The sequence below is a fragment of the Arthrobacter luteolus NBRC 107841 genome, from assembly GCF_001552075.1.
In the GTDB taxonomy this organism is placed as follows: domain Bacteria; phylum Actinomycetota; class Actinomycetes; order Actinomycetales; family Micrococcaceae; genus Arthrobacter_B; species Arthrobacter_B luteolus.
In genome coordinates this window covers 38,278-51,823 of record NZ_BCQM01000006.1, presented here as the reverse complement: position 1 = coordinate 51,823, position 13,546 = coordinate 38,278, and the positions used below count along the sequence as shown (strand labels likewise).

14 protein-coding genes are annotated in these 13,546 nt (G+C 67.0%); 10 read left to right on the top strand and 4 right to left on the bottom strand.

Going from position 1 to position 13,546, the window contains the following annotated elements; all coding sequences use genetic code 11:
* The first annotated feature begins 127 nt into the window (after positions 1-127).
* The 4 genes from AL3_RS12105 (at position 128) to AL3_RS12090 (ending at position 5,594) form a co-directional block, all read left to right on the top strand.
* Positions 128-2,926 carry a bifunctional acetate--CoA ligase family protein/GNAT family N-acetyltransferase gene (locus tag AL3_RS12105; RefSeq protein WP_066301165.1) on the top strand — a complete coding sequence of 933 codons (2,799 nt, stop codon included), beginning with the start codon at positions 128-130 and terminating at the stop codon, positions 2,924-2,926.
* A gap of 89 nt (positions 2,927-3,015) precedes the next feature.
* Complete coding sequence (locus tag AL3_RS12100; RefSeq protein WP_083521700.1) at positions 3,016-3,687, top strand: DUF5998 family protein; 672 nt, start codon at positions 3,016-3,018, stop codon at positions 3,685-3,687.
* A 5-nt stretch (positions 3,688-3,692) separates the two neighbouring features.
* The gene (locus tag AL3_RS12095; RefSeq protein WP_066301160.1) at positions 3,693-4,874 is read left to right on the top strand and encodes an alkaline phosphatase family protein; all 1,182 of its coding nucleotides are present in this window, start codon (positions 3,693-3,695) and stop codon (positions 4,872-4,874) included.
* A 3-nt stretch (positions 4,875-4,877) separates the two neighbouring features.
* A complete protein-coding gene (locus AL3_RS12090; RefSeq protein ID WP_066301159.1) occupies positions 4,878-5,594 on the top strand; it encodes a thymidine kinase in 717 nt (238 codons plus the stop codon).
* A 126-nt stretch (positions 5,595-5,720) separates the two neighbouring features.
* On the opposite strand, the gene sepH is transcribed toward AL3_RS12090, so the two are convergent.
* Positions 5,721-6,941, bottom strand: coding sequence for a septation protein SepH (gene sepH, locus AL3_RS12085; protein ID WP_066301515.1), 1,221 nt, complete (start codon positions 6,939-6,941; stop codon positions 5,721-5,723).
* 318 nt (positions 6,942-7,259) lie between these two features.
* On the opposite strand from sepH, the gene AL3_RS12080 reads away from it, so the two are divergent.
* Positions 7,260-7,559 (top strand): DUF4193 domain-containing protein, encoded by a 300-nt coding sequence (locus AL3_RS12080; RefSeq protein WP_066301157.1) that lies wholly within the window; start codon positions 7,260-7,262, stop codon positions 7,557-7,559.
* Between the two features lie 19 nt (positions 7,560-7,578).
* Here the strand turns inward: AL3_RS12080 and AL3_RS12075 are convergent, their stop codons facing one another.
* Positions 7,579-8,043: a DUF3093 domain-containing protein gene (locus AL3_RS12075; RefSeq protein ID WP_066301155.1), complete on the bottom strand. Its 465-nt coding sequence runs from the start codon at positions 8,041-8,043 to the stop codon at positions 7,579-7,581.
* 155 nt (positions 8,044-8,198) lie between these two features.
* Here AL3_RS12075 and dut point away from each other — a divergent pair, with 155 nt between their 5' ends.
* From dut to AL3_RS12055, 4 genes are read left to right on the top strand one after another with little or no spacing between them, the layout of a single operon-like run.
* The gene (gene dut / locus AL3_RS12070) at positions 8,199-8,684 is read left to right on the top strand and encodes a dUTP diphosphatase (RefSeq protein WP_066301153.1); all 486 of its coding nucleotides are present in this window, start codon (positions 8,199-8,201) and stop codon (positions 8,682-8,684) included.
* A 57-nt stretch (positions 8,685-8,741) separates the two neighbouring features.
* The gene (locus AL3_RS12065; protein ID WP_066301151.1) at positions 8,742-9,467 is read left to right on the top strand and encodes a DUF3710 domain-containing protein; all 726 of its coding nucleotides are present in this window, start codon (positions 8,742-8,744) and stop codon (positions 9,465-9,467) included.
* Positions 9,468-9,480: 13 nt separating this feature from the next.
* Positions 9,481-9,825 carry a hypothetical protein gene (locus AL3_RS12060; RefSeq protein WP_066301149.1) on the top strand — a complete coding sequence of 115 codons (345 nt, stop codon included), beginning with the start codon at positions 9,481-9,483 and terminating at the stop codon, positions 9,823-9,825.
* Positions 9,822-10,526 (top strand): DUF3159 domain-containing protein, encoded by a 705-nt coding sequence (locus AL3_RS12055; protein ID WP_066301148.1) that lies wholly within the window; start codon positions 9,822-9,824, stop codon positions 10,524-10,526. Before AL3_RS12060 ends, AL3_RS12055 begins: the two co-directional genes overlap by 4 nt.
* Positions 10,527-10,544: 18 nt before the next feature.
* On the opposite strand, the gene AL3_RS12050 is transcribed toward AL3_RS12055, so the two are convergent.
* On the bottom strand, positions 10,545-11,219 hold the full coding sequence (locus tag AL3_RS12050) for a potassium channel family protein (RefSeq protein WP_066301147.1): 675 nt from the start codon (positions 11,217-11,219) through the stop codon (positions 10,545-10,547).
* Positions 11,216-11,890: a potassium channel family protein gene (locus tag AL3_RS12045; protein ID WP_066301144.1), complete on the bottom strand. Its 675-nt coding sequence runs from the start codon at positions 11,888-11,890 to the stop codon at positions 11,216-11,218. The genes AL3_RS12050 and AL3_RS12045 overlap by 4 nt, the downstream gene beginning before the upstream one ends.
* Before the next feature lie 153 nt (positions 11,891-12,043).
* On the opposite strand from AL3_RS12045, the gene AL3_RS12040 reads away from it, so the two are divergent.
* The gene (locus tag AL3_RS12040; protein ID WP_246168528.1) at positions 12,044-13,366 is read left to right on the top strand and encodes a class I SAM-dependent RNA methyltransferase; all 1,323 of its coding nucleotides are present in this window, start codon (positions 12,044-12,046) and stop codon (positions 13,364-13,366) included.
* Positions 13,367-13,546: the final 180 nt, after the last annotated feature.

The window sequence follows — 13,546 nt, the reverse complement described above, 5'->3', positions numbered from 1 at the left end:
GTCCTTGCGGTTGTCGGTTGGAGTTTTGCCTGCCGTGGTGATCCGTTGCCGGGCCCAGGGGGAATCCCGGTACGGATCACAGGCGGTTCGGTGGCGGGTTCTGAAAAATCCCCACTACGCTGAGTCTATGGCGGAGCAGGGACAATACCCCGAATATTGGGAAGCTGATGTCGTGTTGCGGGACGGCGGAACGGGTCATCTCCGGCCCGTCTCACCGGCCGACGCCGAGGCGTTGCAGGCATTCCACATGCGGCAGTCGCAGAGCTCCATCTATCTGAGGTTCTTCACCTACAAGGCTAAACTGAGCGGCCGGGAACTTAAGCGTTTTACCCACGTGGACTACCGCGACCGGGTTGCGTTTGTTCTCACAATCGGGTCCGAGATCGTCGGAATCGGCCGCTATGACCGGCTCGATGATCCCACCGAGGCGGAGGTCGCCTTCAACATCTCGGACGAGCATCAGGGCCGCGGCATCGGCTCGATCCTCCTGGAGCACCTGGCAGCTGCTGCCCGCGAGAACGGAATCCGCCGCTTCAGTGCCGAAGTGCTGCCGGAGAACCGGAAGATGCTCAGTGTTTTCGCCGATGCCGGCTACGAGGTCCGGCGGGCTTTCGACGACGGTGTTATCGCCCTGGACTTCGATATTGATCCCACGGACAAGTCCCGTGCCGTGATGGAAGCCCGTGAACACCGTGCGGAGGCGCGCAGCGTCGCGGACCTGCTGGCGCCGTCGTCCATTGCCGTGATCGGAGCCAGCCGGGAGTGGGGCAGCGTGGGGTATCAGCTCATGGAACACATCGTGGAGGGCGGCTTCACCGGGTCCGTCTTTGCGGTGAACCCGGAGGCCTTTGAACTGGCCGGCATGGTCTCCTACGCGAAGATCTCCGAGATTCCCGAACCCGTCCAGCTGGCGGTCATCGCCGTCCCGCACGAACAGGTCCTCGGTGTCGCGGAGGAATGCGCGGCCGCGGGCGTGAAGCACCTGCTGGTGGTCAGTGCGGGGTTCGACGACGGGGAAGCAGGCCTGGCCCGCCAGCGCACCCTGGTGCGGCATGCCAGGGCCAACGGCATGCGGGTGCTCGGTCCGGCCTCCCTGGGCCTGATCAATACCCGGCCGGACGTGTCGCTGAACGCCTCCATGGCGCCGGCGCTGCCGCGGCGGGGAACGCTTGGCCTTTTCAGCCAGTCGGCCGCGATCGGGGTGCTGCTGTATGCCGCGGCCCAGCGCCGGCAGCTCGGAATTTCCTCAAAAATATCCGCCGGCAACCGCGCGGACGTCTCCGGCAACGACGCCATGCAGTACTGGGAAGACGACGCCGACACCCAGGTGGTGGGCCTGTATCTGGAATCCGTGGGCAACCCGCGTAAGTTCTCCCGGATTGCCCGCCGGCTGGCGACCAGCAAACCTGTCATTGTGGCGAAGTCCGACGTCACCGGACTGCAGCTGCCGCCGGGGCATGCCGTCCGCCTGACCCAGGCCCCCAAGGGCGCCCTGGACGCGATGCTGCGCCAATCCGGCGTTATCCGCGTCGATACCAATGAAGAGCTGATGGACGTGGCCCAGATTGCCTGCAGCCAGCCGCTGCCGCGGGGCAAGGGGCTGGCGGTCCTGAGTAATTCCGTGGCTCTTGGCCGGGTGCTGGCCGACGCATCCGGCGCACTGGATTTGGAGACGGTGCACCTTCGCACGGACCTGGACCTGGACCGGGGCATGAGTGTTGCCCTTCCCCTGCTCCGCGACGCGGTGGCCAAGGCGCTGGCCGACGAGGCCGTCCACTCCGCCGTCGTGACCCTGCTGCCCTCACCCGGGCTGACCACCGACCGCATCGCCGAGTGCCTGCTGGACTGCGCGGCAGAGGCGGACAAACCCGTGGTCGCCGTCTTCACCGGCATCATGGACCCCAGCCACTTAGCCGAGGGCATCCTGGCAGCCCGCACTGAATCCGCAGGGAGCGCCGCGCCGGCCAGCCGCGCGGCCGGCACGGGGGTAACCGGCAAAGCCGAAGCCGAAGAACCTGACGGCGGAGGACTCGAACCCGGGGGAGGGACAGCAGTGCGGCCGCCTGCCGGACTCCCGTCGTTCTCCAGTCCGGGCGCCGCGGTGAGCGCCCTGGCTGCGATCGTCCGCTACACCGAGTGGGCGGGGCGGGAACACGGGCACTTCACGGAACCCGCCGGTGTGGACACTGACGGGGCCCATGCCTTCATCGATGCCCAGATGACCCGGGTGTCCAATACCGATCTGCTCCGCCTCGGCCCGGAGGAAACCACTGAACTGCTGGCTTTCTACGGCATCAGGCTGCTGCCCTCGCTGCCCTTCTCCACCGAAGACGAAGCGGTGGCAGCAGCTGACCGGCTGGGCTGGCCGGTGGTCCTGAAAACCATGGATGAACACCTGCGGCACCGGCTGGACCTGGGTGGGGTGCGGCTGAATATTTCCTCGCCGCAGTCGCTGCGGAGCAATATTTCCGAAATGCGTGCAGCGTTGGAACCCTATGGCCGGTTTGAACTCGAAGTCCAGTCCATGGCGCCGTCCGGCCAGGGCTGCGTCCTGCGCGCCATCGAAGATCCGCTGCTGGGGCCGGTGCTCTCCTTCGGTATTGCCGGGGATGCCGTCAACCTGCTGGACGACTGGGCGCACGGCATCCCGCCGCTGACCGACGTTGATATCGCCGACCTTGTCCGCGCGCCCCGCGCCTCCCGCCGCCTGTTCGGCTACCAGGGGCTGCCCAAGGTGGATGTTGCGGCCCTGGAGGACGTTATTTCCCGGCTCGCGCTGCTGAAGGACGAGCACCCGGAGATTGCCCTGGTGGATATCAACCCCGTCCTTGTCTCGGTCCAGGGTGTCACAGTGCTCAGCGCCGACATCCGGCTGGGCAACCCCCAGCAGCGAACGGACAGCGCCCGCCGCGCGATGCGGGATTAGCCTGCCGGGCCGGGCCGCGCGGGGAACCGGCGGCAAGGTTGCGCGCGCCTTTTTAGGTGCACAGGCCCGGTCTGGGGGAAACTGGAGATATGTCGCCGCTACTTTCCGCTGAACGCCGCAGCCTTGACGCCTCCATGGAACGCGCCGGCTTCTATCCCACGTTGCTGGCCGATGTGGTCCACGATGCCCTGGACGGGCGTGAACCGCTCTCCCACATCATCCATCTGGAAACCCACTTCGAGCGCACCGAGGTGCACCGGCACATCACCGTCCTGGTCCTCACCGACGACATGCTGGTGATCACCCACGTGGATGACCAGCAGCTGGACGAGGAGGGGGAACAGATGATGGCCCAGGTCTCCACCGAATCCGTTCCGGTGGCCCAGATCCGCTCCGTGGTCCTTGGCTACATGTATTCCCAGCCGCAGAACTACAAGCCGTCCGACCAGGCACGTGAACTGACCCTTGCCATCGCCTGGTCCGGCGGGCAGCGGCTGGACATGGGACCCGCAGGCTGCGCCGATCCCCAATGCGAAGCCGACCACGGCTACACCGGAACCATCGCCCAGGAAGACATTGTCCTGCGCGTCAGCGCAGAGGCCGACGGCATCCAGGCCGTCCAGAACGCGAAGGCGTTTGCCCGCGCCCTGCGCAAGGTCAACACCGACACCGTGAACATGCGCAGCTTCGATTCCGCCGCCGACCGGCAGCGGATGCCGGGCATCGGCAGCCGCTTCAACCGCGGCCACCACCAGCGGTAAGGGGCATGGATTCAGCATCCGCTGCCGCGGAACCGCTGCCCAAGGCACCCGGGTACGGCCGAAGCTCTGTTGCCGAAGTCCTGACCAGCGCCGCTGCCGCCCTGCAGGTGCCCGGTTTTGCCAACACCCTGGGCCTTCCCGCCGCACGCCGCATCTGCGTGGTCATGGTGGATGGCCTGGGCCGCAGCCTGCTCAAACAGCGGGCCGGACATGCCCCCTACCTGCGTTCCCTGCTGGAGAGCGGGCGTACGCTGAGCGCTGCGTTCCCGACGACGACGGCGGCCTCGCTTGGCTCGCTGGGCACCGGCCTTCCGCCGGGGCAGCACGGAATGGTCGGCTATGACGTCCTTGATCCGGGTCAGGACAAAGTCGTCAACATGCTCGGCAACTGGGACCCCGGAGTAGACCCTAAACTGTGGCAGCCGTTCCCGACCGTGCTGGAACGAGCGGCGGAGCACCTTCCCGTTGCCACCGTCAGCCTGCCCAGGTTCGGCGGCTCAGCAATGACACGCGCAGCGCTTCGCGGGGGGTCCTTCGTGGCCGGAACCGGAATCCATGCCCGGGTCCAGGCGGCGGCGGAAACGCTCGCCTCCGAAAAGCGGATGCTGATGTATTTCTACTTCAACGAACTGGACAAAGCCGGACACCGGTACGGTGCCCAGTCCTCCGAGTGGGGTGGAACGCTGGAGGAAATCGACTCGGCCCTGAAGCGGTTGAGCGCCAGGGTACCTCCGGACACCCTGGTGCTGCTGACCGGTGACCACGGCATGGTGGACACCGCCGTGCAGGACCGGATTGATTTCTCCGCTGATCCGTTGCTGGTGGACGGCGTCCGCCACACCGCCGGAGAGCCGCGCATGGTGCACCTGTATCTTGAACCCGACGCCCCGGCAGGCACCCTGGACCGCCTGGCGTCCGCCTGGCGCAGCGCCTACGGAACGAAGGCCTGGATCCTGACCCGGGCCGAGGCCATCGATGCCGGTCTCTTCGGGCCTGTCCGGCCGGAGGTCCTGCCGCGGATCGGGGACCTGCTTGTGGCTGCCCGGGAACCTATCGCCCTCTATGACCTGCGCCGGACCAATCCGTCTGCCCTGCAGATGGTTGGTCAGCACGGGTCACTCACACGCGCTGAACGCGAAGTCCCGCTCCTGACGCTGGCTCAGCCGGCCAAGGGCGGGCGGAAGTAGGTCATGGCCGAACTGGTTTTCTTCTCCGGCACCATGGACTGCGGCAAATCAACGCTGGCACTCCAAATGGACTACAACCACAGCGCCCGTGGAAGGGGCGGCATCCTCTTCAGCCGAAATGACCGTGCCGGTGATTCCGTCATCTCCAGCCGGCTGGGCCTGCGCACCCGCGCCGTGGAAGTGCGCGACAGCACCGACTTCTGGGAAGAGGTGGTCCGCCGCCGCAGCGCGGGGGACCGGGTGGACTACCTGATCTGTGACGAGGCCCAGTTTTACAGTGAAGAGCAGGTTGAACAACTGGCCCGGATCGTTGATGAGCTGGACGTGGACGTTTTCGCCTTCGGAATCGCCACGGACTTCCGCACCCGCCTCTTCCCCGGATCGCAGCGGCTGATCGAGCTGGCAGACCGGATTGAGGTGCTGCAGGTCAGAGCCTTGTGCTGGTGCGGGCGGCGGGCAACCCACAACGCCCGGACCGTGAATGGCGTGATGGTGGTGACCGGAGACCAGGTGGTCGTGGGTGACGTGGACAAGCGTTCCTCAGAGCCGGATCCGGAAGCCCTTTTCGCGCCGGAGGAAGCCGGGGCGGCCCCGGTCGTCGGTTACGAAACACTGTGCCGGCGCCACTACATGCGGCGGATGGGTGCCCAGCAGGCGGCCAGGTTCAAGGAGCTTGGCGGGGATCCCGGCGTCTGCGCCGTCGATACCCCGCACAGCTAGGGCGCTGACGAGGACAGCTAGGGCTTGGACGGCAGGTGCGGTGGTGCCCCGCCGGGTGGGAACCCCGCCGAACGCGGGCGCTTCGCCTGACCGGGACATCCCGGCCTGGCGAAAGCGTACGGGCGGCTAGTCGCCCTTGCGTCCAAACACAATTTCGTCCCAGCTGGGAACCGAGGAGCGTTTGGGCTTAATCGGACGGCGCTCCGTGGGTTCCTTCGGTGTCTCTTCTGCCTCGGGCTGATCCTCGCTGTCTTCGCGGCCCGCGCCGGGTTCCACCGGTTCCGGACGGCCGCCGCGCACCGGCCGGGCCAGAATGCTGATTTCGCGGGTCGAGGTGCTGACACCTTCATCAAGCCGCAGCGGGTCCGCTTCTGCCTCGGCGTCCTCGCCGGCGGTTTCCTCAACCGTGGGGAGGGCGGCGGGAGCCAGGCTCAGCCGGCCGGTCCGCGGGCGGAGAGCAGACTCATCTTCAAGTTCGGCCTGCCCCTCACGGGGGTGGGCGGCCGGAATGCTGCCCTTGGCCAGGAGGGCGGCCAGGGCGTCGTCGCCGTCTTCATCGGTGCCCAGCCGCTGCCCGCGGCGGGAGCGCAGAACGTTCAGCAGCTCATCGGTCTCTTCCCCGGTAACGTTATCCGGCTCCTCCGCGGGGCCTTCCGCTTCGAAATCGAAGACCCGGTCCGCGACGGCGGAGAGCCGGCGGGACGGAACGGGGGAGTCAACGGGTGCGAGTTCGCTCAGCAGCTGCGCCCAGCGGTTGGCATTGGTCACCTGCCGGCGCAGCGGGTTGTAGGTCCAGCGTGCCGGGGGTTCCTCTCCGACTGAAACCCGGGACTGCTCGCCGAGGCTGAAGCTGGCGACGACGTCCCAGGAACCTTCGGGGCGCCGCCAGGAATCCCATTCCACGGTCTCGGGATCGACGCCGAACGCCCGGAGCCGGTGGCTGACCATGTCGCCGAGGTTCACGGGGGAGTCGCCGAACGCGGAGCGGTGGCTGTCCTGGGTGGCGGACATCGGGGCTGCGACCTCAACGCCCTGGGCCTGGCGGGCAATGTGTTCCCGTTCAGCCAGGACCGGCCCCTCGTAGCGGTGGATGTGGGCGATGTCGTGTCCGGAGAGTTCGGCGACTTCTTCCGCGCTGGCACCTGCCCGGATCCGGGCCTGGATATCCCGGGGCGTCATGCTGGGGCCGGCGTCGGGTTCCGCGGGTGCACCTGCCCGGCGTCCGGTGCGGGACGCGGCAACACGCAGGGCTTCATCAATGCGCAGCCGGAAGGTCTCGCCTCCCCTTCCGCTCAGCAGCAGATGTTCGCCGCCCTCATGGATACCCACGAGTCGTAGATCCTGCATGAAAAAATCCTCCACCCGATAGCAACTCCTTCTTGAAACAATGCCACCCGGGCACCCAAAATCCTATCGTTTGGGCCGGTGTGGCGCGGATTCCGAACCCTGCGGGGCCACGGTTTAAGGCCTTCGGGCGGCGCCGGGGAGTGGCGGGCTTGGCTATTTCGTTCTCCATCGGCAAAAATCTGTCTTCGGCGGGCACAAACGGTGCGTCCGCGGCGTTGATAATTCCTAGCCGCTCTAGCGACACCGGGAAGATCCCGGAGCCGGGACCGGCTGGTATTACCCGTGCAGTACTGACACCGATGGTGAGAGATAAAGATTATGGCGACAGACTATGACGCGCCGCGCAAGGCCGACGAGGACGCCAGCGAAGAGTCGATTGAAGAGCTGAAGACCCGCCGGACCAATACCCAATCCGCCGTGGTGGATGAAGATGAAGCCGAGGCAGCCGACAGCTTCGAGCTCCCGGGCGCTGATCTGTCCGGCGAGGAACTGATGATCCGGGTCCTCCCGGCGCAGTCCGACGAATTCACCTGTGCTTCCTGCTTCCTGGTCCGGCACAGGTCGCAGATAGCCAAGGAAAAAGACGGCCTCTACTACTGCGTTGAGTGCGAAGGCTGATCCACGCTCCTTCCGGAAGCTAGGACCGCAGTGCGTCGACCAGCTTCTCCGGGTGCCGTGTGGAGGTAAGCCAGTACGGTGTGCGGTCCGCCGGGTCAGTGATTTCGATTTTCACGACCGGGCTGATCCAGCCGCGGATGCACAGGAACGCCGTGGCGTTCAGGGCCGGTCCGCGCTGCTGGGTGGCCGCCTCGCCGTGGAAGGCCCCGACGTCGCCAATCCAGCGCCGCTCGATCTGCGCGCGCCCCACCTGGAGGGTGTCCGGGGTCACCCGGATCACCGGGGTGGACATCAGCAGCAGCACGGTCAGGATCACCGCTGCGACGATCGCGACGACGACACCCACTGTCGGGCTGATCGGAATAAAGGCCAGGACAAATGTTCCGGCGATACCGGCGATGACCAGCCAGATCCACACAGCGGGCAGCAGCCGCTCGGAGTACAACACGGTCTGGGAGGGGCTCTGGTCGGCAGGGGTTGACATACCCCTAGCTTTTCACCTTTGTCCACCGTTTTCATCTTGGCTCCGCCGCGCGGCCCTCCCCGCGCGCCGGGGGCCATGCGGGGAGGGGCAGGCGCTAAAGTGGGGGTGGCGCCTGCAGAGGCGCTGTTTTATGCCTTGAACCAACCCCTTAGCGAATTCCGGAGACAGCTGTGCAGGAAGCAGGACCCAGCGTGAAAGTCCAGCTGAAAATGCTCGACGACGGCCTCGAAGCGCCGTCCTACGCCCACCCCGGCGACGCCGGAGCGGACCTGAGGTCCCGCGTCGACGTCGAGCTGGCACCGGGAGAACGCCGGCTGGTGCCCACCGGGGTCTCGATCGCCCTCCCCTTCGGCTACGTGGCACTGATCCACCCCCGCTCGGGCCTGGCAACCAAGCACGGCCTGACGATTGTTAATGCACCCGGAACGGTCGACGCCGGTTACCGGGGTGAAATCTCCGTCACACTGTTAAATACAGACGTGTCAGAGCCGATCAGCCTCAAGCGCGGAGACCGGATCGCCCAGATGGTGATCCAGCGCGTGGAATACGCGGACTTCGAGCCGGTGGCTGAACTCTCCGAGTCGGTTCGCGGAGCCGGGGGCTTCGGTTCCACCGGCGGTTTCGGCACACCCCCGGCCTAGGCCGGCACATCCCGGGCTGCAAGGGCCCGGCTCCAGATGAGGAAAGAGGACCAGGCGATGGCATTTGGGCGCCGTAAGAAAACCACAGCTGAACCGGCAGAGTCGGCAGGATCCGCTGAAGAGTCAGCAGCCGGCACGCAGAACGGTGCCGGCGGCGGGCCCGAACACGGACCCTTCGACGTAGCGGACCGGCCTTCGGAAGACGGCTACGTGGACCTTGGCGCGCTGCGCATCGCGGCAACCCAGGGCCTGGCCCTCCGGCTCGAAGTCGAGGAAAAAACCAAACGCGTCGTCGCGGTGACCCTGGACCTGGACGGGTCCAGTCTCCAGCTGCAGGCTTTCGCCGCTCCCCGGTCGGAAACCCTCTGGGACGAGATCCGCGCACAGATCGTTAAGTCCGTCTCCTCGCAGGGCGGCACCGCGGACGAACTCGAGGGCCGCCTGGGCACCGAGCTGCTGGCCAGGGTTCCCGCGCAGGCGCAGGACGGATCCAAGGGTTACCGGGTAGCCCGCTTCGTCGGCGTCGACGGTCCGCGGTGGTTCCTCCGCGGTGTCTTCGGCGGTCCCGCCGCCATGAACCCGGACGCCGCTGCGCCGCTCGAAGACGTCTTCCGGAACGTCGTTGTGGTGCGTGGCGACGCCCCGCTGCCGCCCCGTGACCTGCTGCAGCTGACCCTGCCGCGCGACGCCTCCCCGCTGCCCAAGCAGAACGCGGACTCAACGGGAGAAGCGTCGAAGCCGGAGCCGCCGCAGCGGGGCCCGGAAATCACGACCATTGGCTAGGACCGCCAGGCGGATGCCGCCGGCTGCGGGCGCTTCGTCCCTGCTCAGGATCGCGGATCTCCCGGACCGGGGCAGGGTGCACAGCAGCGGCTATGTCGAATCGGTCACCCTGGCTCCGGCGGGCGCCGCTCCACGTTTCTGCGCGGTCCTGGATGAACTTCAGGGTGTGTATAAGGATCCCGGTGCTGTTCAGGCCCGCCGCCGGGTGCGGCTGGTATGGATTGGCCAGCGGCGCATCCCAGGGCTTGTTGCGGGAACGCAGGTAGCCTTCGAAGGCATGGTGAGCACGGTCGGGGGAATCCCCACCGTCTTCAACCCCCGCTATGAAATCATCGGACGTCCGGAAGGCGAACAATGAACACCAGCCCAGAACACGAAGGCAAGGACCGGGACAACCCCCAGCCTTCGATCAGTGAGCTGGCAGGTCAGTACGCCGCCCGCTCCGGGGTCGAACGCGGCGACGACGGGCAGATTGACGTGCTGAAGTCCGTCGGCGGGGTCCGCGGGCTGGCCGAGGCCATCCTTCCCGGACTGCTCTTCACCCTGCTCTTCACGGTGACGGGCGGACTGTATCTGTCCCTCGGCGCTGCCGTTGTGGCCGCCGGTGCCTTCGCCGTCGCGAACCTGGTGCAGAAACGTCCCCTGGTGCAGTCGCTGACCGGCGTCATCGGCGTGGCCATCTGCGCCTTCTTCGCGCTCCGCAGCGGCAGCGGCTCCACCTACTTTGTCCCCGGCTTTTACACCAACGGCGCCTACATCCTGGCCTTCGCCGTCTCCATCGCGGTGAGGTGGCCGGTCGCCGGGCTGCTGTTCGGCTTCATCCGCGGCGAGAACGTGGGCTGGCGCGCCGAACCGAAACGGCTGCGCGCCTATGCGCTGGCCACCTGGATCATTATTGCCGTCTTCGCCCTGCGCCTGGCCGTGCAGCTGCCGCTTTACCTTGCGGACAATGTTGCTGCGCTGGGGACCATGCGGCTGGCGATGGGGGTGCCGCTGTACGCGCTGGGCCTGTGGCTCGCCTGGGTGATTTCCCGGCCGCAGCCGGTGAAGGGCCAGTAAGCAGCCGGTAATTTCCGGCTAGGAGCCGCCGCCGGCCGCCGGCGCAAGCAGGGCGCGCAGATCGTCCTCCGCAGCGATCGTCGTCACGAAGAACAGTTCGTCCCCGCCCTCGATCACGTCGTCACTGCTGGGTGTGATGGGAGCGTCGTCGCGCAGGATCGCCACGAGCGTTGCGTCCTGCGGCCAGGGCACGGAGCCGACGCGGGAGCCGGCCATGGGCGAGGCCGCCGGAACCGTGAATTCCACCATGGATGCCACGCCGGTCTGCAGGGTCAGGAGCCGCACCAGGTCGCCGACTTCCACGGCCTCCTCGACGAGGGCCGTCATCAGCCGCGGCGTATTCACGGCAACGTCCACACCCCAGGAATCGTCGAACATCCAGTCGTTCTTGGGGTTGTTCACCCGCCCGACCGTCCGGGCCACGCCAAACTCGGTTTTGGCCAGCAGGGAAACCACCAGGTTGACCTTGTCATCCCCTGTCGCCGAGACCACGACGTCGGCTTCGTCCAGTTTCGCGTCCTTGAGCGTGGTGAGTTCGCAGGCGTCGCCGATCAGCCAGCGGGCGCCGTCGAGCCCGCTGCGGCCCTCTGTCTCAGGCTTCGGATCGATGAGCAGCACCTGGTGCCCGTGGGAGAGCAGTTCCTTGGCAATCGTGGATCCCACGCTTCCTGCCCCGGCAATCACGACTTTCACTGGTTCTCCTTAGCGGGGGCGTTGGACAGGATTCTGCTGATTTCGGCCGTACGGTCCACGTTCATCATGGCGTGCAGCACATCGCCCTGCTGGTAGCTGGTATCGGGGCGGGGAAGCATGCCTTCGCCGAAGCGGGTGACATAGGCGATCCGCACGCCGGCGGCTGCTTCAACGGCATGCAGCGGGTGGCCAAGCCAGGATGGGTCAAGCGAAAGTTCGCCCAGGATCAGCCGGCCGGAAGACTCGCGGAAGTCACCGTTGATGCTCTGCTCGGGAAGAATCCGGCGCAGCACCTGATCTGCGCTCCAGCGGACGGCCGCGACCGTGGGAATGCCCAGGCGCTGGTAGATTTCCGCCCGCCCCGGGTCGTAGATGCGGGCAACAACGTGCGGCACATGGAAGGTCTCCCGGGCTACCCGGGTGGCCAGGATATTGGAGTTATCGCCGCTGGACACCGCAGCGAAGGCGAAGGCCTTTTCGATCCCGGCCTGCGTCAGCGTGGTCCGGTCGAAACCCACACCGGTAACCTGGATCCCGCCGAAAGTGGGACGCAGCCTGCGGAAGGCCCGGGGCTCCTGGTCGATGACCGCCACGGAATGACCGGCATTGTCGAGGGTATGGGCCAGCATGGCCCCGACCCTGCCACATCCCATGATCACGTAATGCGCCACCCTGCTACACCTCGGTTTCCCGGCGGATGCACCGCCTGCTGCTGCTGCCCGTTTTGGGCCAAGGAACAGCTTAGTCCGGCCGCGGGCGGAAATCGTGGTGTGATGGTGTTTTGGCACCAACACGGAAGTCCCACAGCCATGCCCCAGGAAACCATGCCCATCGAGCTTGAATTGACCATTGGCGCAGCCGCGCACGGGGGACACTTTGTGGCCCGGCACGAGGGGCGGGTTATTTTTGTCCGGCACGCGCTGCCCGGCGAACGCGTCCGGGCACGGCTGACCGACGCAGGGGAGAAGGCCAAGTTCTGGCGGGCCGACACCGTGGAGGTCCTCGAGGCATCGCCGCACCGGGTGGAGCATTTCTGGGCCCCCGCCGACGCGCTGCGCGCTGCCGGCCGGGACCGGCTGCCCGTGGGCGGCGCGGAATTCGGTCATATTGACCTTGCGGAGCAGCGACGGATCAAGGGTGCAATCTTCGCGGAGCAGCTGCAGCGCCTTGGCGGGGTCCAGCAGGACGTGTCCGTGGAAGCCGCACCGCAGGAGAGTGCTGACGGGCTGGGCTGGCGCACCCGCGCAAGCTTCTCTGTGGCTCCGGGCGGCAAGCTTGCCATGCACCCGCACCGCTCCGAGGACCTGATTCCCGTCCAGGAGATGCCGCTGGCCTCCGGGGCCATCAACGCCCTGAAACTGTGGGAGGTGGACTTCACCGGTGCGGACCGGGTTGAGGTTGCTGCCCCCGCGGCGGGCGGCGCGCCGCTGGTTCTTCTCATTCCGTCGCCGGGCACACATCCGCGCACGCTGGCCCGTATCGCCGGGGAAATCGGAACTGCTGCCGACGCCGGGGCCGGGGAGACCGTGTCGGTAGCTGCCTGGGATCCCGAAGAGCACGTCCTGACCCGGCTGCGCGGCCGGACCTGGGTCCGGGAAACCGTCCTCGGGCATGATTTCCGCGTGACCGGTGCCGGGTTCTGGCAGATCCACCGCAGCGCCCCTGAGGTGCTGGCGTCCGCTGTCCGCGACGGACTCGCGGTACAGCCCGGTGAGCGGGTGGCTGACCTCTTTGCCGGAGCGGGCCTGTTCACCGCACCACTGGCCGAGGCCGCCGGTGAAACCGGGCACGTGCTCTCGGTTGAAGGTTCCCCGGGCGCCAGCAGGGATGCCCGGAAGAACCTCTTCGCCGCTCCGCAGGTCGAGGTCGTCCAGGGCCGCGTCGACAAGGTGCTGCGCGGACACGAAGGCGCCATGGACGTTGTCCTGCTGGATCCGCCGCGCACCGGTGCGGGCCGAACCGTCGTCGAACAGATCAATGCTGCCTCGCCGCGCGTCATCGGCTACATCTCCTGCGACCCGGCGTCTTTTGCCCGGGACCTGGGCTGGTTCCGGGAAGCCGGCTGGGAACTGGATTCCCTCCGCGTCTTCGACCTGTACCCCCACACGCACCACATGGAGTCCTTCGCGGTCCTGCGCCGTCCCTGACAGTTCCGGCAGCAGCTGGCAGTTCCGGCCGAAGCCGGCAGGACTGGCCTGCCGGCTTGGTGCACGGATGTGGCGAGCCTAATGCGGCAGCCCGGCGCGGTGGGCCGGGCTGCCGAACCTGCTTCCGGCTAGGATGGGGAGTAGTTGTCTGGCTCCGTGCCGTAGGGATTCCCGCTGGGG